Genomic DNA, 23,301 nt, shown 5'->3' with positions numbered 1-23,301 from the left:
TTTTCATTTATGTAGTTAAGGAAAGACAAGTGTTAAATAAAACTCCTTTGTGGAAGTACATATTAGTATTGATGGTGGTTGCCGTTTGTGCTCTTTACGCTTCTCCCAATCTGTATGGTGAAGATTACGCAGTGCAGATTTCTGCCGGCCGTGACGCAGTATTAGATCTGCCATTGGTGGACCGAGTCAATCAAGAATTGGCTGATGCGGGTATCGATAAAAAGTCGATTGTATTAGAAAATGAACAAATTCTTGTTCGTCTTAAAGATGATAGTGCACAGCGACTAGCTAACGAAACGTTAGCCAAATCACTCGGTAAAGACTATACCGTGGCCATGAATTTAGCGCCAGATACTCCCGAATGGTTAGATAATCTGGGCGGTACACCTATGAAATTAGGTTTGGACTTACGTGGCGGTGTTCACTTTCTAATGGAAGTGGATATGAACTCGGTTATCACCAAATCACTAACTGACATGGAGGGGGATTTTAAAACATCGCTTCGTGAAGAGAAAATTCGTTATTCACGGGTAAGTATTGTCGGTGAATCAGTGCATGTGCGGTTCCGCGATCAGGAAACCCTAGATAAAGCAGAATTTTTCTTACGCAATAGAAATCGCGATATAACCTTGGTAGATCAAGGTGATCTGATTTTAGTTGCTAATATGTCTGAGCAAAAATTATCTGAAATCCGTGATTACGCAGTAAAACAAAATATTACCATCATGCGGAATAGGGTGAATCAGTTGGGTGTAGCTGAACCTGTGATTCAGCGTCAAGGTGCTGATCGTATCGTCGTACAGTTGCCTGGTATTCAAGACACTGCCCGCGCTAAAGAAATTCTAAATGCAACAGCAACATTAGAGTTTAAAATGTTGGATCAAGAACATGATATCCGAGATGCGCTAAACGGGCGTATTCCTCCAGGTTCTGAAATTGTAGAAGATCAACAAGGCGTACCTCAACTTTTACAGAAAAAAGTCATGCTCGAAGGAAGCCATATCATTGATGCGAATGCAGGTGTGGATGAATACGGCATGCCAAAAGTTTCTATTTCATTAGACTCTGCTGGTGGTAGCAAAATGTCTTTGGCAACCAAAGGCAATATTGGTAAACCTATGGCAACCGTATTTATTGAATACAAAACCACCGGTGAGAAAAATGAAAAAGGAAAACTCATTTTTGTTCCAGAACGCGAAGTAGTGAGTGTTGCCACTATCCGTGCTCAACTAGGTAGTCGCTTTGAGATTACTGGTTTGGATTCCCCTAAAGAAGCCAGAGACTTATCGTTATTATTGCGAGCAGGTGCACTAATCGCTCCAATTACAATTGTTGAAGAGCGCACAGTGGGTCCAAGTCTTGGTCAAGAAAATATTGATTTAGGTATGCAAGCGATTATATGGGGCTTTGTCTTGGTACTCGCCTTCATGCTGTTTTATTACAAAGCATTCGGCTTAGTTGCCAATGTTGCACTAGCTGCTAACTTGGTGATGATTGTGGGTGTGATGTCGATGATCCCAGGGGCAACCTTAACGTTACCGGGAATGGCGGGAATTGTACTAACTGTGGGTATGGCAGTAGATGCTAACGTACTCATATTTGAACGGATTCGCGAAGAGTTACGTGATAGTCGAAGTCCTCAGCAAGCCATTCATCACGGTTACGACAGTGCATTCTCTACTATTTTAGATGCCAACATCACCACTTTTATCGCGGCGCTTATTTTGTTCGCAATTGGTACTGGCCCGATAAAAGGGTTCTCTATCACCCTGATGATAGGTATAGCCACATCGATGTTTACCGCGATTATTCTAACCCGTGTGATTGTAAACGGTGTTTGGGGTGGTAGACGTCTTCAGAAACTGTCGATTTAGGAGCTGACATGAGATTTTTTAAATTAAAAGAAAGTGTCAACTTTATGTCGATGCGTATACCTGCCATGCTTTTGTCAGGATTATTGATTATTGGTGCTCTAGTTTCTTTAGGTGTTAACCAGTTAAACTGGGGATTAGACTTCACCGGTGGTACGTTAATCGAAGTAGGCTACGAAAAGCCTGCGCAACTTGACCAAATTCGAACGCAACTCGAAGCTGCCAATTTTGGTGATGCTATTGTACAAAATTTTGGTAGTAGCGAAGATGTGCTAATTCGACTCGCACCCCGTGATGGTGTTAAAGCGCAAGAAGTGGGAGACCAAGTGCTTAGTACTCTGCGAGCATCTGGCGAAAACGTTGATATGCGTCGTATCGAGTTTGTTGGCCCGAATGTAGGGGAAGAACTTACTGAGCAAGGCGGATTAGCGATGTTAGTTGCGTTAATTTGTATCCTCATTTACGTAGCTATGCGCTTTGAATGGCGTTTTGCACTTGGCTCTGTTATCGCGCTAGCACACGACGTCATTTTGACTCTGGGATTATTTTCGATTCTACAAATTGAATTTGATCTAACAGTATTGGCAGCGGTATTAGCGGTCATCGGTTACTCACTAAACGATACTATTGTTGTATCTGACCGAATCCGTGAAAATTTCCGCAAAATGCGCAAGGGTGAGCCTGTTGAGATTATTAATACTTCGCTTACTCAGACGTTGAATAGAACAATAATTACCTCGTTAACAACGATCTTGGTACTGATGGCGCTATTCTATAAGGGTGGGGCATTAATACATGGATTTGCCACAGCTTTATTATTTGGTGTTGTTATTGGTACCTATTCATCGATTTATGTTGCGAGCTTAGTTGCTTTGTTGCTGGGTATAAGTCGTGAAGATTTAATGCCGACGGTCGTAGAAAAAGAAGGTGCAGATTTAGATCCCCTTCCGTAAATTATCTGTAAAAGCAAAAAACCGGGTTTTCCCGGTTTTTTATTGCTTAAAGATCAATTACTTCCTACTTTTTAGCGGTTTTACTTTAATCTGAATTGAACATCAATAAGTCTAGCTAGGTTAAAAAAATAACCTTAAATCAAAAGGTTAGGACTAATAAAAATGTAATTTGATGGAAAAGTAGACTAAGCTTTTAAAGGATTCAAGTAATCAGAGTAACGAATTTTGGAAAGTAATTTAACTTTTATTATTTTAGTTTCCCTTTTATTGATGCATAGCGGTATTGCTTACATCATTCTCTTTTTAGTACCTAAAGATAGTGATCGCTATCATATTACATCTCTGTTTTATTTTAGAAGCTACTTTTTGTTTTCAAGCATTGGCTACGTGTTTTTTGCTGCTAGAATTGCAATTCCGCTAGAATTGTCAGTTGCTGCCACAAACGGGTTTGCTTTAACTGCGGCGTATTGCATTGCATATGGTCTGAATTGGCGAAATAAAAACGCTAAAAAATTTAACAATAAATTAGTTATCTTTCATATTTGTATTTTGATTATTGCGCAGGTGAGCGCGAGTTATCTTTATCCTGAATTTTTCTTGTTACGATTGTTTTTGTTCTACATCAATCTAGCAGCTGTTTTACTGTATGCATTAAGCCTTTTATTGCGATATATCTCCGCAATAACCACTCCAAAACTGTTGAATATAGCCATTGGGGTTGCGTTAATGCAACTTCTATTAGTTCCTTTATTCTATACATGGTCGACCTCGCCAATGGGGTATTTAAACCTATTTTTGCTAGGGCAGAATATAGTCTCTTACTTGTTATTCGGTGCCCTGCTTTTTACCGTGCTTGTGGATAGAGCAAATTATCTTCGTAACACTGAAAGCCAAGATTTACTCACCGGGCTATATAATCGTCGATTTTTTAAAGAGGAATCTGCACGATTTTTGAGTGCCGCTGAACGTCATGAATTTCCGATTAGTCTCATCATTATTGATATCGATAAGTTTGATGATATTAAGAATAATTTTGGCTACTTCACAGGAGACAATGTGATTGTAAAAGTGGCTGATGTCATCAGAACACAAACACGAAAGGAAGACTTTTTGGCCAGATTAGGCAATAAAGAGTTTGTAGTTTTATTACCGCAAACCCGGGCGGTGGGCGCAGCCTTGATTGCAGAAAGAATGCGTGAACAAATTGAAAGTATATTAGTAAAAGTTGAAAACCAGTCGGTTAAATTTACAGCTAGTTTTGGGGTGACGAGTATTAATGAATTTATCGATATAGATACGAGTCTGATTAAAGCCGATTTAGCATTGAAACAAGCTAAATCCAATGGATTTAATCAAGTGGTATGCCTGTGATTTTATGCTTATGACTGCAGGAAAATGACCGCTTCTTGTAAAGCGGTCACACATGTTTTGTGAGGCATTTTATATCGTCAAGTTACTCGTCATAGCGTTAGCTCAATAGACTTTATTTTAAATGTTTTACAAGTGATTGAACTACACGCGGGTTACCTGCCACAATTTCCCCTTTATCCAAAGGGTCATTGCCGCCTTTAAAGTCGGTGACCAAACCACCAGACTCACGTACTAAAAGCTCTCCAGCAGCGATATCCCATGGTTTTATTCCACGTTCCCAATAGCCATCATAACGACCTGCGGCAACATAAGCTAAATCTAAAGCAGCTGAGCCACAACGACGAACGTCCCCGCACTGTTTAAATATATTGCTAAACCGAGCTACGCTGTCCTCTGCTGTTTCTTTAGCTTTGAACGGAAAGGCTGTAGCAAGTACTGTATTAGCTAAATCTTTAGCTTTGCCAGTACGGATTCTAAAACCGTTAAGTTGTGCACCTGCGCCTTTGCTTGCGGTAAACAACTCACCACGAATCGGATCAAATACGACGGCTTGATCTATTCGACCTTTGTGCATAAGTGCGATGGAAACTGCAAAGTGTGGGATGCCTTTAATAAAATTAGTGGTGCCATCAAGGGGATCAATGATCCATTTAAATTCATCATTGCCTTGGACTATACCGCCTTCTTCGCCTAAAAACGTGTGATCTGGATATGATTGCTGAATTTTGTCAATAATGACTTTTTCGGCTTCTTTGTCTATTTTAGTAACAAAGTCGTTTTCACCTTTTTTTTCTAGCAACAAATCATTGCGATTTTCAAATCCACGAGTTATCACATTTCCAGCAGCGCGAGCAGCGCGCACCGCAATATTCAGCATAGGATGCATAGTTTACCACCAATTTTAAAAGAACGGACGAGCAACGTTAACTCAAACAAGTCATAACGCTGCACAAAATTTCGCCGCGCAGTCTACCATTTTCACGTTCAGATGCAATAAAATTCTATTCTTACGACAATCTGAAAAATAGCTTTATGCCTTAAGTAGGTTTTCGATTTTGGCGGAATTAACTTTGTGATAAGCCGGTGTTTGTTGATTATCAAGAATCTGTTGTTGGCTGAAATGGTGTCTAATCAAGACCTCATCAGTGACATCAATTAAATCCCCTACGCCAATAATATTCCACAGCTGTTCTTCCAGCACTTTAGCCCGATGAATAGCGTAAATACCCACATAACTGATTTCCGATTGCAAACGTTCGATATCGGGACGACCAGCCCTCGCTAAAAAGACTTTAACTGCGATAAACTGGCCAGCTTGTCGTGCTTGATTTATAAAGTTCTTACGTTCTTTGTCGCCGTGAAACTGATCTGCAAACCGACTTTTTATCGCTTCATCAATAAACTCACGACTGGGATCAAATGCGATAAATATTTCTCGCATTAAAGGTTTTTTATTGGTTTTGATTTTTTTAAGGGTGTATTGAATAAAGTCGAGTTCGACGCCATAGGTAGAATACAAGAAATGCATATTGTATTGACCACTTTCAGCATCATAGGCCAATAAGTTGTTTAGGCGGCTATTAGGGTTGCTGGTCACAATTGCATCTGGTAGAAATTCGATCCCTTCTTTGCGAATAAAGAATGCTGTATTGATCACATTTCTAGCGTACATATTTCGAAGTGCTGCGCCAATACCAGGAATCTCTTCTTCTTCCTTGTAAGCTTTTAATTTACTGCGGTTGTTACGGATAAGTTCATCAAAAAAGCGTTGTGCTGTTTTGTTTGCCGAATCCACAACAGCTTGTAAATGAAGGACGTTTCGGTCGTACGAAATGCCTTTCACTTTATATGGCAGGTTGGTTAGTTCATATTTTTTGGTCACATTTTGTAATAGCGGAAAACTGAGTTTAACCAAATCTTGTTCTTCGCCGTGAAAAAAGTCGTTTAGCTCGATACGCATGCCTCGAGTTGAGACATCTTCACTGCTTCCCTCAATCACCATATCACCAAAATTTAACAACACTTTAGTACGCAACTGATAACGGGTTTCTTTACGTTGATTGTGGTATTTGAAACGAAACATTTGCACTGTGGGTGGCAATTTATTACGTGGGTGACCAAACACTTTGAGTTGCGAAATTTCACCACGACGAATTGGAATTCGTTCGTATATTTGCGTGCCAACATCATCGGTAATGTCGGTTAAAAGCGCAATGTGTCTGACATTTTTTATCCGCGACATTAATCTAGGAGCAGGTGGATGATTTTGCCGTTTTACCGCACCACTCACGGAGTCAGGCAGGGATAGAGGCATATGTGCTTGATTAATATCTACATCGGTAATTTGCAGTTTAAATACGCGCCAACTCGCTTTTCTACCGCCGTAGCCTAAAAATACTTTCATTAAATCCGGACGTTCAAACAACTCTTCTTGAGAAGCCGAATAGAAATAAATTTTGTCGTCTTTGACATGGGTGAACGAGTACACCACGGTTTCTTGGCTGTTCTCAGGTAAGCTTAACATGCGCTCGATACGCTGGTGTCCCAATACGTAACCTAAGCGCAATTCAAATATTTCGTCACTCCAGTAATAAAGTGGATCTTTATTACTGTCATTAATCAGCGCATATTTAGGAATGTAGACATTGTTCAGTTTTTCGATATAAACCGGCACTGAGGTGACGTTAGGAATAAAGTACTGTTCGTAGGTTTTTAACTTTATTGCAGTGAGGGTATTGTCCATGTTGACTTTGTATCGACGTTTGTTGCCATGGATAAACTTTTCGAAAAAATCGTCAAATGAATGATGCGCATGTTCATCGTTTTTCTGTAACGATATACGTTGTTCGCGTTTGCTGCTTTCAACATCAACAATGTTGTAGCCGACACCGGCTTTGCGATCAATTGAATATTCACCTTCGAGTCCGCGGAATTGAACCGTAATTCGTTCTCCCACCTTAAATAAATGTTCATTCGCTAGTTTTACTTTTAAACCACTGACCGAAACATCGATAGTTGTTGCTTGAATACTTTTATTTAAATCTGTAAATAATTCAATGTTGACCGCAAAATTCATGCGTTCTTCACTGCGCTTAGCATACTCACCAAAACGTAACACAGGCGCATGGTGCGGCTTACGTTCTTCTACTTCAAGTCCTTCTTTTTCGGCTTCCTCACGCTGCTTTTGGTAAATGATTCGATAACTATTTTCAGTATTTTTAACGGCTTCATAGACACCCATGGTGTATTCACCAAATAGGCGCACCTGCCTTTCAAATACATCGATAGCTGTGTCGTCGAGAAAGTGTGATTTACCTTGATAGGTATATTCTCTGCAATCGCCGGCGACCTGACCTCTTAAATCAATTAAGCGCAGGCAAGGGCGAGACAGTCTTTTTAACTCCATTTTAATTAAGAAGCGTTTCTGTTTTGGCACATTAGAAGCAACCTGCGAAAGAACCTGATTAAATTCAGGTTCATTTATCATAGGTTTTAGCTGTTCTATAATTTCTTGGTATTCTTCTAAATCTTGACTCATGCCAATCAAATGTTCGCTATGGTTAGGGCGTGGTTATGATATTCTGTTATCGGCAACGAATGAATAACCTTTGATCCCAACTTATCGGCTTAGTTGAGTATTTCAACAAGCCTTAAATTAATGTAGTTCAACAACTTATGGCTAAACGCAAAATTGCTTTCGTATGTACTGATTGTGGAGCAGAGTTTCCTCGCTGGCAAGGACAATGTAACGATTGTCAGGCATGGAATACTATTTCAGAAGTCGTACTTAGTTCAGATAAACATTCTCCAGAGCGCAATCTAAAAGGATACGCTGGTCAAACACAAGCTAAGGTAGAAACCTTAGATAAAATTGATTTACAGGCACTTCCGCGGTTCAGTGCAGGATTCAAAGAGCTCGACCGCGTTCTAGGTGGTGGAGTGGTGCCCGGAGCCGCTATGCTGATCGGTGGTTCTCCTGGTGCGGGTAAAAGTACTTTATTGTTGCAAGTCATGTGTCATTTGGCACAAGGCCGCAATGCTCTGTACGTAACTGGCGAAGAATCGTTGCAGCAAGTCGCTATGCGAGCTCAACGTTTAGGCTTACCCACATCTCAATTAAAAGTGCTTGCTGAAACCAATGTCGAAACCATTTGCGAGCTCGCATTAGTACACAAACCAGATATTATGGTGATTGACTCTATTCAAGTCATGCATGTTTCTGATATTCAATCAGCACCAGGTAGTGTCTCGCAAGTTCGTGAAAGTGCAGCATTTTTAACGCGCTTTGCGAAGCAACACCACATTGCTATGTTTTTAGTTGGTCATGTGACCAAGGAAGGAAACTTAGCGGGTCCTAAAGTGCTTGAGCACTGTATCGATTGTTCGATGATGCTTGAAGGAGAAAGCGATAGTAGATACCGCACCCTAAGAGGGAATAAAAATCGCTTCGGTGCAGTAAATGAGCTGGGCGTGTTTGCAATGACCGATAAAGGCTTAAAAGAAGTGAGCAATCCGTCCGCGATCTTTTTGAGCCGCGAAGAACAGCAGTCTCCTGGCAGTATTGTGATGGTTATTTGGGAAGGAACACGCCCGCTTTTAGTTGAAATTCAAGCATTAGTGGATTATTCGCAAATGGCCAATCCGCGTCGCATAGCAGTGGGAACAGAAGCCAATCGCTTGGCTATGTTGCTGGCCGTGTTGCATCGTCATGGTAACGTGCAAATGAATGATCAGGATGTCTTTGTTAATGTTGTAGGCGGAGTACGCGTTTCCGAGACAAGTGTAGATTTGGCATTGTTAATGGCAATGATATCTAGCTTTCGAAATCAAACGTTACCCAGAGAGTTAATTGCGTTTGGCGAAGTGGGTTTAGCTGGCGAAATTCGTCCCGTACCCAATGGTACTGAGCGTATTCAGGAGGCCGCTAAGCATGGCTTTAAACGAGCTATTGTGCCCAAAGGTAATAAGCCTAAACAGGCGATTCCAGGTATTGAAGTGGTGGCTGTTGCGAGACTATCTGAAGCATTAGAAGCGCTTTGAGACTATCTGAAGCGCTTTTGTCGTATATTTGACGACGAAAGTGTCTCGGCCAGCGTTTTTAGCCTCGTATAAATTCTGATCAGCAAGATCAATTAATTCGGTTTGTGTAATTTTGTTTGGCAGCATGCATATGCCCCCAATACTAATGGTTACGCGACTTAGATTAGATAATTTATGCGGTACATTTAGGTTGCGAATTGCCTTCAGCATGTTTTCAGCCATATGTGTTACGCCGTCAATATCAGTGTGTGGTAAAACCACCGCAAATTCTTCGCCACCATATCGTGCCAAACAATCCGTGGGACGTTTTAAAGTTTTTTCTATTTCACCTGCAATAATTCGCAAACATTCGTCACCTTTAGTGTGACCGTAGGTATCGTTGTATAGTTTAAAATGGTCGATATCGATGAGAAGTAACCCAATTTGGTGCTCCATACGCACACTTAATTTCATTTGTTTGCGTAAGAAATCGTCAAAATAATGCCGGTTTTGAACTTCTGTTAAACCATCTATGGTGGCCAAACGTCTTAGTTTATCGGCCATCAGTTTAGCTGCTAAATGTGAGTTGACTCGGTGTCTCAATGTCGTTACTGAATAAGGTTTAGTTATAAAATCGGTACATCCAGCTTCCCAGCATTCATCTTCGGCTTCAGGAGAGTCATGAGAGCTGATAAAAATAATTGGGATATCTTGTGTATTTTCCTGGCTTTTGAGCTTTTTGCACGCCGTTAAACCGTCCATCACAGGCATATTAATATCCATCAAAATAATATCTGGGAGCTTAACTTTACAAAACTCTAATGCGGATTGTCCTGAGGAAACGTGATGCGTAATAAAATTTTCCGAAAACGCCTTTGCTACTATCAATGCACTGATAGGCTCGTCTTCTACTATTAAAATTAACGCGTTATCATTCTCGAATAAACTTTCTTAAGTGCTACGAATAACGACTACTCCTGTTGACTACCTTTTCGGACTTTTATTGTGTTGCAATTAACTTGGATTGGTACTTTGTTTAATAGTTCTAGAATAGACAGGGGATTTAGCTTTTGCTATTCAATTTTAAGAAACTAATGAAGCAAAATCTCTTTTTAATAACGAACTATCCCCAAGGTTTAATTCTACCAATCGGCGTAATTCGGAAATACTTTCAATGTCCATACATTTTATATGGAAGCCAAGGCAATGATTAGCACTATGGACTATCTCACCGAAAACAATGATAGCGCGATTCGCCCCTTCAAATTCAATATCAAGCTCAAATTCGAGGTCGAGATTACCGTTAAATTCGTCTGGATAAGCGATGAGCGCACCGTTGAGTGATATATCAATGATGGAAGTTTGCCAATGTTGATTTTGTTGTAGCAACATAGCTGGCGAAGAAAAATCAACGCGATTGAACTGACGCTTTTCCACTTTAATCCCTCTACATTTCCCTAGATTATTATAGTTAAGCATAAAAAAGGCGCAATTGCGCCTTAGTTTTATATTTCAGCAATTAGCATGCTTAATTACTTGCTAATTTTTTTATACTTTAACCTGTGAGGTTCAACCACATCTTCGCCTAAGGTATCTTTTAGCCATGCTTCGTAATCGGTATAATTACCTTCATAGAAATTAATTTTTCCTTCATCACGGTAATCCATGATGTGCGTGGCTACTCTGTCGAGAAACCAGCGGTCATGAGATATCACCATGGCACAGCCAGGAAATTCTAAAATAGCATTTTCCAGAGCTCGTAGCGTTTCTACGTCAAGGTCATTGGTCGGCTCATCCAGCAATAACACGTTTCCGCCGGCTTTTAGAAGTTTCGCAAGATGTACGCGGTTACGTTCACCACCAGAAAGATCTTTTATGAATTTTTGTTGATCCGTACCTTTAAAGTTAAATCGACTGCAATAAGCACGGCTATTGAGTTCAAAATTGCCGATGCGAATGATATCTGAATCATCGGATATCTCTTTGTAGACGGTATTTTTTTCATCCATGTGGTCACGAAATTGCTCTACGCTTGCTAATTGCACCGTATCGCCTAATACAATTTCACCTGAATCCGGTTGTTCCTGACCCGTTAGCATACGGAACAATGTCGATTTACCTGCACCGTTGGGACCAATAATGCCAACAATTGCCCCTTTGGGCACACTAAAAGAAAGATTATCAATAAGTAGTCGATCGCCATAAGATTTTGATAAACCATTCACTTCAATAACTTTATCACCTAAGCGTTCTCCAGGCGGAATAAACAGTTCATTGGTTTCGTTACGCTTTTGATAATCGCCGGTGGTCAATTCATCAAAACGGGCCATCCGAGCCTTACTTTTTGCCTGTCGCCCTTTAGGATTGGTACGCACCCATTCCAATTCTTGTTTTATGGACTTTTGACGTGCGCTTTCGGTGCGTTCTTCTTGTGCTAGACGTTGATCTTTCTGCTCAAGCCACGAAGAGTAGTTACCTTCCCAAGGTATGCCTTGGCCACGGTCTAGCTCTAATATCCAGCCGGCAACATTATCTAGGAAGTAGCGATCATGGGTGATGGCTACCACAGTTCCTTCATAATCGTGTAAGAAGCGTTCTAACCAAGCGACTGATTCTGCGTCCAAGTGGTTGGTGGGCTCATCAAGCAATAACATGTCAGGCTTTTCAAGTAGTAAACGACATAGAGCCACACGGCGGCGTTCCCCTCCTGATAGCTTGCTAACATCCGCATCCCAAGGAGGTAAACGTAGTGCATCAGCAGCTCTTTCCAATGCATTTTCTAAGTTATGCCCGTCTTTGGATTGAATAATCGCTTCTAATTCACCCTGTTCTTTGGCCAATGCATCAAAGTCTGCATTTTCTTCAGCATATGCTGCGTAAACTTCATCCAAGCGTTTAATAGCATGAGCAACATCCGCTACGGCTTCTTCAATATTACCTCGCACATCTTTACTTTCATCTAATTGCGGCTCTTGAGGGAGATAACCTATCTTCAACTCGGGTTGCGGTCTGGCTTCACCTTCAATGTCTTTATCGATTCCAGCCATAATGCGAAGCAGTGTCGATTTACCTGCTCCATTTAAACCTAGGACGCCAATTTTCGCGCCGGGGAAGAAACTTAAAGAGATGTTTTTAAGAATGTGTCTATTGGGTGGGACAATTTTCCCCACTCTGTGCATGCTATATACGTATTGTGCCATTGTATTAAATCAGTGGTGTGTAAAACCAATAGTGTAATCCAGTCGGGCTAACAGTCCAATGCTCAAGTTATCTTTTTATCTTCAATGTTGGTGCTGTAAGTGAAAGTTTTCGTTTTTTCTATCAATAGCAATGGCTAATTTTTACCCATGATTGGCATTTTGATGCATACACTGCACAATAATAGGAAGCTAAAAACATAAGGATGAAAAACGATGTTGAATTGGGGAATTATTGGACCGGGTGGTATTGCGCATCAATTTGCAGCGGCTCTTGCAAACTCTGTGCAGGGTAAATTATATGCAGTGGCAAGTCGTGATATAACGCGAGCACAGGCGTTTGCAGACCGTTATCGCGCGCCGGTAGTATTTGGAGATTATGATTCATTAATTGCCGATGAAAATATCGATGTCATTTATATTGCAACTCCTCATTCTCACCATTTCCCTTATGCAAGGGCGTGTTTACAAGCGGGTAAACATGTACTTATGGAAAAACCATTGACCGTAAATGCACAGCAAACGAAACAACTGGTTACGCTTTCTGAACAAAATAACTGCGTCTTCCAAGAAGCTATGTGGAGTCGCTTTATGCCATGCTTTACTCAGGTGAAAGAGTGGGTTGATCAACAACAAATTGGTGACATTCAATATATCACATCACAAATTGGATTTGCGTTTTCGCATTTGCAAAACCATCGCCTTACCAGCCCAGATTTAGCCGGAGGCGCACTGTTAGATTTAGGGATCTACAGTGTCAGTATTAGCCAATTTTTATTGGAAGAGTATCCTACTAGCATTCAGGCAATGGCTAAGTTAGACGATGTGGGTATTGATCACAATACGATGGTGAATATGACGTACCCATCTGGTGTCATTAGTCAATTTACCTGCACAATGGCGGCGCAATGCTCAAACGTCATGACCATACACGGTAAAGAAGGCTATATTTTAATCCCAGGTTATTTCTGGAATGGAAATCAGGCGCAACTTTATCAACAAGAAAAACTGGTGGAAACAATCGATTTTCCTCATCCAGTCAATGGCTTTGAATATCAAATTGAATCCACTATGGAATCAATCAATTTAGGACGCTCATGCGATGCAAGGATGAACCATCAAGACAGCATCGATGTAATGTTAACGCTGGATGCAATCCGCGAACAGATTGACTTGAAATTTCCAGAGTCGATAGAAGCGGTAGACTAAATGAAACTCTGTTGTTTGGGGGCCATTGACAAGGATACTTTTTAGTATCGCTAGCGTAATTACCTAACAGCTATAATTTATGCTTAAGGGTTTTGATGATTTTTGGGGAAAAGTATGTACAAAACGGTCAAAATGACTAGAATAAGCGCTCATTTTTTATCCCTGCGTTGGTAGAAATAAACGTTATTTTTTACCCGTTTTCATCTGAATTCTGTGCCAAGTTGTTGAGGAGACACCATGCTGACACGTAACATGAATATTGCTGATTTTGACCCTGAGTTATACGATGCAATAGTAAAAGAAACTCAACGCCAAGAGCACCATATAGAACTGATTGCATCTGAAAATTACTGTAGTCCCCGTGTATTAGAAGCGCAAGGTTCGCAATTAACCAATAAATACGCAGAAGGATATCCACATAAGCGTTATTACGGTGGTTGTGAGTATGTTGACATTGCTGAAGATTTAGCGATTGAGCGTGCCAAACAATTATTCGGTGCAGATTATGCAAACGTTCAACCCCATTCAGGTTCTCAAGCTAACTCGGCTGCGTTCATGGCACTTCTTGAAGCCGGTGACACAGTGTTAGGGATGAGCTTAGCGCATGGTGGTCACTTGACCCATGGCTCTCACGTTAATTTTTCTGGTAAAACCTACAATGCCGTTCAATATGGATTAGATGAAGCTACCGGCGAAATTGATATGCAGCAGGTTGAAGCATTAGCACTGGAACATAAGCCAAAAATGATTATTGGTGGTTTCTCGGCTTATTCGGGCATCGTTGATTGGCAGAAATTTAGAGAGATTGCGGACAAAGTAGGTGCATTCTTATTGGTTGATATGGCTCATGTGGCTGGCTTAGTTGCCGCGGGAATTTATCCAAATCCACTGCCACATGCGCATGTCGTTACCACGACCACTCACAAAACTTTAGCCGGGCCAAGAGGCGGATTAATTCTTTCTGCTTGTGGCGATGAAACTATCTATAAAAAGCTTAACAGTTCAGTGTTTCCTGGAAACCAAGGTGGTCCTCTATGTCACGTCATTGCAGCAAAAGCAGTGGCGTTTAAAGAAGCCCTAGAGCCAGAGTTTAAAGAATATCAAAAACAAGTTGTGAAGAATGCCAAAGCAATGGTTAGCGTTATGCAAGACCGCGGTTACAAGATCGTATCTGACGGCACAGATAATCACTTATTCTTGCTTGATTTAATTGACAAAGATATTACTGGAAAAGATGCGGATGCCGCGTTAGGTACTGCCAATATTACTGTTAATAAAAATTCCGTACCAAATGATCCACGTTCACCTTTCGTAACCAGTGGATTGCGCATTGGATCACCGGCGATTACACGTCGCGGTTTTGGTGAAACCGAAGCGAAACAGGTCGCTAGCTGGATATGTGACGTGCTTGATGATATTGAAAGTGCTGACACTATTGCGAAAGTGAAAAAAGAAGTTATCGCGTTATGTGAAAAGTTCCCAGTTTACGGATAAATCTGTCGCTGTTTTTTAATCGTAAAACCGCCTTTTAAGGCGGTTTTTTTGTCTCAAAATCATCGAATATTGGCACGCAAGCCACTTTGTGATCTTTTCACTTTAGATAACAATAAGATATATATTCTACTTTATTTGGAGTGTCATATGTCATCAGTTGTTTCGAGAGTTGCTGCGGCTTCGTCACAGATAGCTAAACGTCATTTTGCTAGTTTATTAAGCTTGGAAACGGATTGTTGGGATACGCACTTTGCCATTAGCAATAATCGACAAGACTTTGTGTTGTTAGATGTGAGAAATGCGTTGCTATTTAATCAAGGGCATCTGCCTAATGCCATCAACCTTCCTCACAAAAACATCAGTGTCGAAAGTTTACAGAATTTTCCAATTGATACCTTATTTGTAGTGTACTGCGCAGGACCTCATTGCAATGGCGCTGACAAGGCGGCATTAAAATTAGCAGAACTTGAAAGACCAGTTAAAAAAATGATCGGCGGCATCACTGGGTGGCTTGATGAAGGGTTTGAATTGGTCGCACAAGAAACGTAATCGAGAAACGACCCTCAAATTTAAGGTTTAGTCTTGACTTGCTAGTTGGTAGTGCACATCAAAACCTTTGTTATTGAAGCCTGACACCGCTACATGCATTTTGTTTTTAGTCCGCATGTAAACCAGTTTGTTAGGAAAATCATGGGTCGGGTTTTCAAAAGTAACACTATTTTCAGCGCATTTTGTCACTCTAAAAGGAATGGGCATACTGTTATGACCTACTTTGGCCAAATAGAATAAATCGCTTTGCATCTGTACCAGACGCATACTTTCTTGTTGTTGTAACTTTCCTGCGCTATTGCGACTGCTTCCAATGCCAGAAAACGTGTCTTCGCTTATTTTGTACCAAGTTTCTTGTGTATTTCCATCGGGTTGTGTTTGCCAGGTTCCTAATATCCAATCTAATTGCGATAGCGTGGTACAACTCGCTTTTGCTGTATTTAGGGTTGATTGCCCAAAAAACACCAATATCGCTACTGAAATGAGAGAAATTAAACGTTGCATATATCACCTTTTGACCTTTTTATGCTAGTTTAGCCACCATTAGTGGATAGTGAAAAGAATAACTGAATATGTTTTGTCCTTTTTGTGCTGAACAAGAAACCAAAGTTATCGATTCTCGACTTGTGGCCGAGGGACATCAGGTACGCCGAAGACGCGAGTGTACTACTTGTCATGAACGCTTTACTACATTCGAAATAGCCGAATTAGTCATGCCCAGAGTCGTTAAACGTGATGGCTCAAGAGAGCCGTTCAATGAAGATAAGTTACGCGCAGGGTTATTGAGAGCCTTAGAAAAGCGTCCGGTGAGCACTGAAAAAGTTGAGCATTGTATTAGCCAGTTGAAGTCTTCATTGAGAGCCACAGGCGAACGCGAAATAAGCAGTGAGTTTTTAGGCAGCCTAATTATGGACGCACTTAAAGAGTTGGATAAAGTAGCCTACGTACGTTTTGCATCCGTGTATCGTTCATTTGAAGATATTCGTGAGTTTGGCGAAGAAATTGCCAAACTTGGCGAAAAGCCTTAAAAGACCAAGACTTTATGGAATTGGTAATCAATGTCGGTGTATAACTTTTCGATTTTAGATCATCAAATGATGAGCATTGCGCTCAAATTAGCTAAAAAGGGTCAATATACGACTTCGCCTAACCCCAATGTAGGTTGTGTTATCGCTGATGATAACGGTGTTATATTGGGGCAGGGATGGCATCATAAAGCAGGCACTCCCCATGCGGAAGTACATGCATTAGCACAAGCAGGAACACTCTCTTCAGGCGCTACCGCATACGTTACCTTAGAGCCATGTAGTCATTTTGGCAGAACACCTCCGTGTGCTGATGCATTAATTCAGGCTGGCGTGAAACGCGTGGTAGCCGCGATGGTCGATCCCAACCCTACAGTTTCTGGTAATGGATTAAAGCGCTTAGCTGAGCATGGAATTAGCGTATCTCATGGTTTAATGCGCGAACAGGCACAGCAGCTTAATCGAGGATTCATTAAAAGAATGACTTTGGGCCTTCCTTGGGTGACGGTTAAACTTGCCGCTAGTTTAGACGGCAAAACAGCATTAGCTAACGGCACGAGTCAATGGATTACAAGCCCTGCCGCGCGCACGGATGTGCAAATTCAGCGTGCAAAAAGCTGCGCTATTCTTTCCGGATCGGGCACAGTACTGGCGGATAATCCTAGTTTAAATGTACGTTACGCTGAATTGGGTGAGGCTAAAAAGTCAATTAACGAATCGGAGCTTAGACAACCCTTAAGAGTTATCTTAGACGGCAAAAATCAACTTACAGACAATTTAAAAATGTTTGATCTAGAGGGACAAACATTGGTGCTCAATCGTCTTCACAATCCAGTGATAAGAGATTCTGTTGAGCAAATTCAAGTTGCTAGTGTGGGTAATAAGCTTGATTTAAATGCAATGTTAATTGCTTTAGCAAAAAAGCAGTTGAATGAAGTTTGGGTAGAAGCGGGTGGCATGTTAGCCGGCGCATTAGTACAACAAAATTTAGTAGATGAATTGATTTTATATCAAGCGCCCAAACTAATAGGGGACAAAGGTCAAAATTTATTTGTAATGGACGAGCTAACACAAATGCAGCAGGCGAAAATGTTACAATGGTCGAGTGTTCGCATGGTAGGTGACGATATTAAAATGGTCGCACAGTTCAAATAGCATTTTGTTACCCTTAACATTACAAAAACCGGAATTAAAAACATGTTTACTGGAATAATTGAAGACGTCGGCCAAATCGCCAAATTGCAGCCCCAAGGGGATGACATTCGGCTGACCGTTAATGTACACAAACTGGATATGTCAGATGTAGCTTTAGGCGACAGTATTGCCACCAATGGCGTGTGTTTAACCGTGGTTGATTTTTCAGACAAACATTACAGCGTTGATGTCTCACCAGAAACGATTAAACGCTCAGGCTTTGCTAATTACACAGTGGGTAACAAAGTTAACCTTGAAAAAGCAATGCAAGCCACATCACGTTTTGGTGGGCATATTGTTAGTGGACATGTAGATGGTGTCGGTAAAATCGTGGCAATTAATCCTATCGATCGTTGGTTAGAAATTTGGATTCAAGCGCCTGATGATTTAGCTAAATATATTTCCGAAAAGGGATCGATCACTGTTGATGGAGTGAGTTTAACCGTGAACGATGTTGACGGCCCGAAGTTTATGCTGACCTTAATTCCTCACACGTTGCAAGAAACGATAATTGGTACATACCAAGTGGGTAGTTTGGTAAATTTAGAAGTAGATTTAATCGCCCGTTATTTAGAAAGGCTTATAATGGGAGATAAAGCAGCGCAAAGCCAAAGTAAGCAAGGCATAGATCTGCAATTTTTGGCACAAAATGGTTATTTGAAGTAATCAAAATACCTATCTTAAAAAATACAAAACACAGAGTATCCTACACAATGGCATTACACAGCACTAAAGAAATAATCGAAGACATCAAACAAGGCAAAATGGTTGTCTTGATGGATGACGAAGACCGTGAAAATGAAGGCGATTTAATTATGGCCGCAGAATATATCACGCCCGAAGCGATTAACTTTATGGTTACTCATGCTAGAGGATTAGTTTGCTTGCCGATGACAGCGCAGCGCTGCCAACGTTTGAAATTACCATTGATGGTGGATAACAACGGCGCGCAGTTTTCGACCAATTTTACAGTATCTATTGAAGCTGCTCGTGGTGTAACAACTGGGATTTCTGCTGCCGATAGAGCCAAAACGATTTTGGCCGCAGTGAATAAAAATGCACAACCAGAAGATATCGTACAGCCGGGTCACATATTCCCCCTCATTGCTAAAGAAGGTGGGGTACTAAATCGTGCTGGACATACTGAAGCAGGTGTTGACTTAGCGCGTTTAGCAGGTGCTGAACCCGCTTCTGTTATCGTTGAGATCCTTAATGAAGATGGCAGTATGGCTCGCCGTCCGGAGTTAGAAAAATTTGCCAAGAAACATAATTTAAAGATTGGCACTATCGCGGATTTAATTGAATATCGTAATCTTAATGAAACCACCATAGAAAAAGTTGCGAGTTGTAAATTACCAACACGATATGGCGAATTTGATCTGATTACCTTTAAAGATGTCATCGATGATCAAATACATTTTGCTTTGTGCAAAGGCGAAATCAATGGCGACTCACCTACCTTAGTAAGAGTACATTTACATAATACATTTAATGATCTGTTAGGTTCTGAACGTTCAGTTGAACGTAGTATGGGCTTACCTGAAGCCATGCAAAAAATCGCAGACGAAGGTGGTGTCTTAGTGTTGCTAGGAAAACAGGAAGACCTGATTACCCAAGTTAAACAATTTGAAGCAGAAGATATGGGTAATAGCCCTGCTTCGGCTAAGTACCAAGGCACTTCGCGCACGGTTGGCGTTGGCAGTCAAATCTTGGCGACACTGGGTGTTCGTAAGATGCGTCTGATCAGTAAACCTAAGAAATATCACGCGTTATCGGGATACGGATTAGAAGTTGTCGATTACGTGTATTAATTCAAAATACTTAAAAAACAATATTGGTATCATGCCTTGCGGGTTTTTTGATTAATCCGTTTGGGTTTGAAGCGTGTTGTGCTACAATTCGCGCCGTTTTTCTTATAGGGCTTCACAAACATGAATATCATCGAAGGTAATGTTCGCGCAACAGGTAAAAAATTTGCGCTGGTTGTATCTCGCTTTAACAGTTTTGTTGTTGAGAGTTTGGTTGATGGTGCACTTGACACGTTAGAGCGTGTTGGTGAAGTCAGTGATCAAGATATCACCTTGGTAAGAGTACCGGGCGCATACGAGTTGCCAATAGTTGCTAAAAAACTAGCGGAACAAAAAAAGTACGATGCGATTATTGCCCTAGGTGCTGTTATCCGTGGTGGAACGCCTCATTTTGACTTTGTTGCTGGTGAATGTAACAAAGGGTTAGCGCAAGTTTCATTAGAATATGGGATTCCTGTTTCTTTTGGGGTTATCACCACAGATAGCATTGAACAAGCGATAGAACGCTCTGGTACTAAAGCTGGAAATAAAGGTGCTGACGCCGCTATGGGTGCTCTTGAAATGGTTAATGTTATTGCTCAGATAGAAGAGGCTTAATACGTGAAGCCAGCTGCGCGCAGAAAAGCCAGAGAACTTGCTGTCCAAGCAGTTTACTCATGGCAAATGAGCAATAACCCAGTAGAACAGATAGAGTTGAGTATCGCTACGAGTAACAATATGGAAAAGGTCGATATGGCTTATTTTCAAGAATTGTTGCGCGAAGTGGTGAAAGACAGTGAAAATCTTGATAAAGCTATCAAACCCTATCTAGGGCGTTTACCTGAAGAGCTTGATGTGGTTGAAAAAGCCATACTTCGAATCGCAACCTATGAACTTACCGCGCGGATTGATGTCCCTTATAAGGTCGTTATCAACGAAGCCATTGAGTTGGCTAAATCCTTTGGGGCTGAAGAAAGTCACAAATTCATTAATGGCGTTTTAGATAAAGCTATTAAAACCCTTAGAAAACACGAATTATCTTCAAAAGAGTAACGTGAAAGAATTCGATATTATTGAGCGTTTTTTTAAACAGGAACGTGAGTCTCGTAAAGACGTACTTCAGGGCATAGGGGATGATTGTGCAATCACTCGTGTGCCGGAAGGACTGAATCTTGCCATTACAACAGATACCTTGATTTCCGGCGTGCACTTTCCAGTCGATACGCCCCCAGAAGCCATTGCTCATAAAGCATTGGCGGTTAATTTAAGCGACTTGGCGGCCATGGGCGCTGAACCTGCCTGGTTTAGTTTATCGCTATCCTTACCAGAAGTTGACGAAAATTGGCTGGAAGCATTTTCTCAATCGCTTTTTGAAGTATCTGAGTATTACTCCATACAACTGATTGGTGGTGATACTGTTCAAGGACCTCTGGCGATTACGATTACTGCTCAGGGGTTTGTTCCTAATGAAAAAGCGCTTGTGCGAAGTGGTGCTAAGCCTGGCGACTTGGTTTATGTCACGGGGACGTTAGGGGATGCCGGTGCTGGCCTTGATATCAAGTTAGGTAAACTGACGAGTAGCGAGCATGGGGCGAACTTTTTACTCAATAGATTAAATTACCCTGCACCGAGATTATTAGCAGGTACGGCTTTAAGACGCACAGCCAGTGCCTGTATTGATATTTCCGATGGCTTAATACAAGATCTTCAGCATATTCTGAATGCATCTGAGTGTGGTGCGAAAATACAAGTCAAAAATCTCCCGTTATCGGTAGCCTTAAAAGAAACGGTGGATTTAGAGCAAGCATACCAATATGCCTTGAGTTCCGGCGATGACTACGAGTTATTGTTCACTGTGAATGAAGAACAAAAAGGAATTTTGGAAACCAGCTTAGCAAATGCCAACATGAAAGCTACCTGTATTGGTCAATTAACCGGTGTAAAACGTAAGCTAGAGCTAGTTTTTGACGATGAGCCCTATCAACAACAAGGTGCTTGTTTCGAGCATTTTAGCGCTTGAACGCTGAACTGCGCGCAAAAGTTTCGCTGCTAAATCCAGCTCATTTTTTTGGCATTGGGGGCGGGTTCTGGGCTTGCTCCCAAAATGCCTGGCACCTTTGGTACACTGGCCGCAGTGCCTTTAGTGTGGTTTTTGTCTGTATCAATATCAACCAATTTGTATATTCTTCTGGCGGTTATTGCCAGTGTTGCAGGTATATGGATTTGTGGTAAAACGGCCGATGATATGGGGGTTCATGATGATTCTTCCATTGTCTGGGATGAAGTTGCCGGCATGATGATTACCATGATCGCCGCTCCCATAAGTTGGCAAACAATGTTGGTAGGTTTTGCCTTGTTTAGATTTTTCGACATCCTAAAACCGTGGCCAATCAGTTACTTAGATAGATATGTGCACGGTGGGTTTGGTATTATGGCAGATGATATCCTAGCGGGAATTGCTGCATTGGCGAGTCTACATTTGTTGCTTTACATGGGCGTGTTTTAAGTCGGGGTTACCCGGTAAATCTTAAATCAACACTCGTTTGCCAGTAGCGGCCGATTCCAACACTTTCTGTATGATATGAATATCGCGCATACCATCTTCAAAGCCTGTCAAAAATGAACCTTTCCCCATAATGGCCAAAGCATCATTGTCCATCTGATTCGACTGTTGATTACCTTTAAATGCTGCGATTGACATTCCGTTACTATCGCTTGCCACTACGCCAGAGTAGGATTGCATAGGCTTAAGTTGATACCATCCATTTTGACAATTTACTTTTAGCTGATTATACCCTTTGACGACGCTTGTTCTGCATTTGGCTATTATTCCGTGTGGAAATTCTAATGTCATATTGGTGGTATCGTCGGCATGAATAAATTTGGCATGTTGCATTTCATGGCTGGCGGTAACAGCAATGGGCTCCATACTAGATATGAATCTTGTGCCATTGATACAATAGACCCCCATATCATAAAGAGCACCGCCACCCTGATCACGATGCATTCGCCAATTGTCTGCGGAAGTACCATTGCCTGCATAGCCTGAATCACTTTGCATATCGACTACATTTCCAAGCTGAGATGATTTTATATTGGCGGCGATTTGGCGAGTATTGGGTTCATGCATCATCCTGTAGCCAATACTTAAAGCTACTTTGTTTTTATCGCAGGCGGCTTTAATTGCAGTACATTCTTCAACGGTCATCGCCATTGGTTTTTCACACCAAACGTGTTTTCCAGCATTCGCAGCGGCAACAGAAAATGTCTTGTGGGTGAAAGGCGGTGTGACAACATATATGACATCAATGTCAGGGTTATTAGCAATATTATGCATAGTTGAATAGGAGTACACATTGCTATCTTTTATCCCATACTTCGCCTGCCAAGCAGGGATTTTGTGGGGGCTACCGGTAATAATACCGCGTAGTTCGCAATGTTTAGTTAGCTGTAGTGCAGGCGCTAACAAGTCTCGACTGTAGTACCCTAATCCCAATAATGCCACGCCAATCTTGTTGGAATTTTTTGCCAATGCAAACGCTTTAGGAGATAGCAACCCCAAACTTAGGGCTGCAGAAGAAATATGAATAAACCTGCGTCGATTAATTTTGCTCATTGAGCCAGACTCCAAT

The 23,301-nt window shown here is 41.3% G+C and carries 21 protein-coding genes and 1 pseudogene; 15 read left to right on the top strand and 7 right to left on the bottom strand.

Annotated features, from left to right (window positions below; genetic code table 11):
* The first annotated feature begins 29 nt into the window (after positions 1 to 29).
* The 3 genes from secD to GLIP_RS21520 all read left to right on the top strand — a co-directional run bounded on the left by secD (position 30) and on the right by GLIP_RS21520 (position 4,195).
* The gene (gene secD / locus GLIP_RS16070; protein ID WP_008845725.1) at positions 30 to 1,874 is read left to right on the top strand and encodes a protein translocase subunit SecD; all 1,845 of its coding nucleotides are present in this window, start codon (positions 30 to 32) and stop codon (positions 1,872 to 1,874) included.
* 8 nt (positions 1,875 to 1,882) lie between these two features.
* Positions 1,883 to 2,824 carry a protein translocase subunit SecF gene (secF, locus tag GLIP_RS16065; RefSeq protein WP_008845724.1) on the top strand — a complete coding sequence of 314 codons (942 nt, stop codon included), beginning with the start codon at positions 1,883 to 1,885 and terminating at the stop codon, positions 2,822 to 2,824.
* A 225-nt stretch (positions 2,825 to 3,049) separates the two neighbouring features.
* Positions 3,050 to 4,195, top strand: a complete 1,146-nt coding sequence (locus GLIP_RS21520; protein ID WP_052154998.1) for a GGDEF domain-containing protein — start codon at positions 3,050 to 3,052, stop codon at positions 4,193 to 4,195.
* A gap of 112 nt (positions 4,196 to 4,307) precedes the next feature.
* Here GLIP_RS21520 and suhB read toward each other — a convergent pair whose 3' ends face one another.
* Positions 4,308 to 5,081 carry an inositol-1-monophosphatase gene (suhB, locus tag GLIP_RS16055; RefSeq protein WP_008845722.1) on the bottom strand — a complete coding sequence of 258 codons (774 nt, stop codon included), beginning with the start codon at positions 5,079 to 5,081 and terminating at the stop codon, positions 4,308 to 4,310.
* Positions 5,082 to 5,225: 144 nt separating this feature from the next.
* Complete coding sequence (locus GLIP_RS16050; RefSeq protein WP_008845721.1) at positions 5,226 to 7,733, bottom strand: PilZ domain-containing protein; 2,508 nt, start codon at positions 7,731 to 7,733, stop codon at positions 5,226 to 5,228.
* A gap of 137 nt (positions 7,734 to 7,870) precedes the next feature.
* Between GLIP_RS16050 and radA the strand changes: the two genes are divergently transcribed.
* The gene (gene radA / locus GLIP_RS16045; protein ID WP_008845720.1) at positions 7,871 to 9,235 is read left to right on the top strand and encodes a DNA repair protein RadA; all 1,365 of its coding nucleotides are present in this window, start codon (positions 7,871 to 7,873) and stop codon (positions 9,233 to 9,235) included.
* Here radA and GLIP_RS16040 read toward each other — a convergent pair.
* From GLIP_RS16040 to ettA, 3 genes are all read right to left on the bottom strand, one after another.
* The gene (locus GLIP_RS16040; RefSeq protein WP_226992238.1) at positions 9,221 to 10,129 is read right to left on the bottom strand and encodes a GGDEF domain-containing response regulator; all 909 of its coding nucleotides are present in this window, start codon (positions 10,127 to 10,129) and stop codon (positions 9,221 to 9,223) included. The two genes, radA and GLIP_RS16040, sit on opposite strands and share 15 nt — an antisense overlap.
* A 168-nt stretch (positions 10,130 to 10,297) precedes the next feature.
* Entirely contained in the window at positions 10,298 to 10,651 is a 354-nt protein-coding gene (locus GLIP_RS16035; RefSeq protein WP_008845718.1) for a PilZ domain-containing protein, read from the bottom strand.
* Between the two features lie 95 nt (positions 10,652 to 10,746).
* Positions 10,747 to 12,414, bottom strand: coding sequence for an energy-dependent translational throttle protein EttA (gene ettA, locus GLIP_RS16030; protein WP_040523260.1), 1,668 nt, complete (start codon positions 12,412 to 12,414; stop codon positions 10,747 to 10,749).
* 213 nt (positions 12,415 to 12,627) lie between these two features.
* On the opposite strand from ettA, the gene GLIP_RS16025 reads away from it, so the two are divergent.
* The 3 genes from GLIP_RS16025 (at position 12,628) to GLIP_RS16015 (ending at position 15,663) form a co-directional block, all read left to right on the top strand.
* Positions 12,628 to 13,620: a Gfo/Idh/MocA family protein gene (locus tag GLIP_RS16025; RefSeq protein WP_008845716.1), complete on the top strand. Its 993-nt coding sequence runs from the start codon at positions 12,628 to 12,630 to the stop codon at positions 13,618 to 13,620.
* A 237-nt stretch (positions 13,621 to 13,857) separates the two neighbouring features.
* On the top strand, positions 13,858 to 15,114 hold the full coding sequence (gene glyA, locus GLIP_RS16020) for a serine hydroxymethyltransferase (RefSeq protein ID WP_008845715.1): 1,257 nt from the start codon (positions 13,858 to 13,860) through the stop codon (positions 15,112 to 15,114).
* Between the two features lie 147 nt (positions 15,115 to 15,261).
* The gene (locus GLIP_RS16015) at positions 15,262 to 15,663 is read left to right on the top strand and encodes a rhodanese-like domain-containing protein (RefSeq protein ID WP_008845714.1); all 402 of its coding nucleotides are present in this window, start codon (positions 15,262 to 15,264) and stop codon (positions 15,661 to 15,663) included.
* Positions 15,664 to 15,690: 27 nt separating this feature from the next.
* Here GLIP_RS16015 and GLIP_RS16010 read toward each other — a convergent pair whose 3' ends face one another.
* Positions 15,691 to 16,167, bottom strand: a complete 477-nt coding sequence (locus GLIP_RS16010) for a DUF6265 family protein (RefSeq protein ID WP_008845713.1) — start codon at positions 16,165 to 16,167, stop codon at positions 15,691 to 15,693.
* Between the two features lie 68 nt (positions 16,168 to 16,235).
* Between GLIP_RS16010 and nrdR the strand changes: the two genes are divergently transcribed.
* From nrdR to GLIP_RS15970, 8 genes and pseudogenes are all read left to right on the top strand, one after another.
* Positions 16,236 to 16,691: a transcriptional regulator NrdR gene (gene nrdR, locus GLIP_RS16005; protein WP_008845712.1), complete on the top strand. Its 456-nt coding sequence runs from the start codon at positions 16,236 to 16,238 to the stop codon at positions 16,689 to 16,691.
* 36 nt (positions 16,692 to 16,727) lie between these two features.
* Complete coding sequence (gene ribD / locus GLIP_RS16000; protein ID WP_085949192.1) at positions 16,728 to 17,843, top strand: bifunctional diaminohydroxyphosphoribosylaminopyrimidine deaminase/5-amino-6-(5-phosphoribosylamino)uracil reductase RibD; 1,116 nt, start codon at positions 16,728 to 16,730, stop codon at positions 17,841 to 17,843.
* Between the two features lie 42 nt (positions 17,844 to 17,885).
* Complete coding sequence (locus tag GLIP_RS15995; RefSeq protein WP_008845710.1) at positions 17,886 to 18,548, top strand: riboflavin synthase; 663 nt, start codon at positions 17,886 to 17,888, stop codon at positions 18,546 to 18,548.
* A gap of 47 nt (positions 18,549 to 18,595) precedes the next feature.
* A complete protein-coding gene (ribBA, locus tag GLIP_RS15990; RefSeq protein ID WP_008845709.1) occupies positions 18,596 to 19,693 on the top strand; it encodes a bifunctional 3,4-dihydroxy-2-butanone-4-phosphate synthase/GTP cyclohydrolase II in 1,098 nt (365 codons plus the stop codon).
* Positions 19,694 to 19,813: 120 nt separating this feature from the next.
* On the top strand, positions 19,814 to 20,287 hold the full coding sequence (gene ribH, locus GLIP_RS15985; RefSeq protein WP_008845708.1) for a 6,7-dimethyl-8-ribityllumazine synthase: 474 nt from the start codon (positions 19,814 to 19,816) through the stop codon (positions 20,285 to 20,287).
* A 3-nt stretch (positions 20,288 to 20,290) separates the two neighbouring features.
* Positions 20,291 to 20,722 carry a transcription antitermination factor NusB gene (gene nusB, locus GLIP_RS15980; protein WP_008845707.1) on the top strand — a complete coding sequence of 144 codons (432 nt, stop codon included), beginning with the start codon at positions 20,291 to 20,293 and terminating at the stop codon, positions 20,720 to 20,722.
* 1 nt (position 20,723) lies between these two features.
* Positions 20,724 to 21,689, top strand: a complete 966-nt coding sequence (gene thiL, locus GLIP_RS15975) for a thiamine-phosphate kinase (RefSeq protein WP_008845706.1) — start codon at positions 20,724 to 20,726, stop codon at positions 21,687 to 21,689.
* Positions 21,686 to 22,175: pseudogene (locus GLIP_RS15970) on the top strand (phosphatidylglycerophosphatase A family protein). The gene thiL and the pseudogene GLIP_RS15970 overlap by 4 nt, the downstream one beginning before the upstream one ends.
* A 21-nt stretch (positions 22,176 to 22,196) precedes the next feature.
* Here the strand turns inward: GLIP_RS15970 and GLIP_RS15965 are convergent.
* Positions 22,197 to 23,285, bottom strand: a complete 1,089-nt coding sequence (locus tag GLIP_RS15965) for a Gfo/Idh/MocA family protein (protein ID WP_008845703.1) — start codon at positions 23,283 to 23,285, stop codon at positions 22,197 to 22,199.
* Positions 23,286 to 23,301: the final 16 nt, after the last annotated feature.

Origin of the sequence: Aliiglaciecola lipolytica E3 (assembly GCF_000314975.1) — a bacterium.
GTDB classification, from domain to species: Bacteria; Pseudomonadota; Gammaproteobacteria; order Enterobacterales; family Alteromonadaceae; genus Aliiglaciecola; species Aliiglaciecola lipolytica.
The sequence above is the reverse complement of the archived record's forward strand: the minus strand, read 5'-3'. Positions and strand labels throughout refer to the sequence as shown.

What these genes read in the sequence shown, in the direction of transcription:
- secF (WP_008845724.1), top strand. Translation starts at nt 1,883, where the DNA reads ATGAGATTTTTTAAATTAAAAGAAAGTGTCAACTTTATGTCGATGCGT.
- suhB (WP_008845722.1), bottom strand. Translation starts at nt 5,081, where the DNA reads ATGCATCCTATGCTGAATATTGCGGTGCGCGCTGCTCGCGCTGCTGGA.
- GLIP_RS16050 (WP_008845721.1), bottom strand. Translation starts at nt 7,733, where the DNA reads ATGAGTCAAGATTTAGAAGAATACCAAGAAATTATAGAACAGCTAAAA.
- radA (WP_008845720.1), top strand. Translation starts at nt 7,871, where the DNA reads ATGGCTAAACGCAAAATTGCTTTCGTATGTACTGATTGTGGAGCAGAG.
- ettA (WP_040523260.1), bottom strand. Translation starts at nt 12,414, where the DNA reads ATGGCACAATACGTATATAGCATGCACAGAGTGGGGAAAATTGTCCCA.
- GLIP_RS16025 (WP_008845716.1), top strand. Translation starts at nt 12,628, where the DNA reads ATGTTGAATTGGGGAATTATTGGACCGGGTGGTATTGCGCATCAATTT.
- glyA (WP_008845715.1), top strand. Translation starts at nt 13,858, where the DNA reads ATGCTGACACGTAACATGAATATTGCTGATTTTGACCCTGAGTTATAC.
- GLIP_RS16015 (WP_008845714.1), top strand. Translation starts at nt 15,262, where the DNA reads ATGTCATCAGTTGTTTCGAGAGTTGCTGCGGCTTCGTCACAGATAGCT.
- GLIP_RS16010 (WP_008845713.1), bottom strand. Translation starts at nt 16,167, where the DNA reads ATGCAACGTTTAATTTCTCTCATTTCAGTAGCGATATTGGTGTTTTTT.
- nrdR (WP_008845712.1), top strand. Translation starts at nt 16,236, where the DNA reads ATGTTTTGTCCTTTTTGTGCTGAACAAGAAACCAAAGTTATCGATTCT.
- GLIP_RS15995 (WP_008845710.1), top strand. Translation starts at nt 17,886, where the DNA reads ATGTTTACTGGAATAATTGAAGACGTCGGCCAAATCGCCAAATTGCAG.
- ribBA (WP_008845709.1), top strand. Translation starts at nt 18,596, where the DNA reads ATGGCATTACACAGCACTAAAGAAATAATCGAAGACATCAAACAAGGC.
- ribH (WP_008845708.1), top strand. Translation starts at nt 19,814, where the DNA reads ATGAATATCATCGAAGGTAATGTTCGCGCAACAGGTAAAAAATTTGCG.
- GLIP_RS15965 (WP_008845703.1), bottom strand. Translation starts at nt 23,285, where the DNA reads ATGAGCAAAATTAATCGACGCAGGTTTATTCATATTTCTTCTGCAGCC.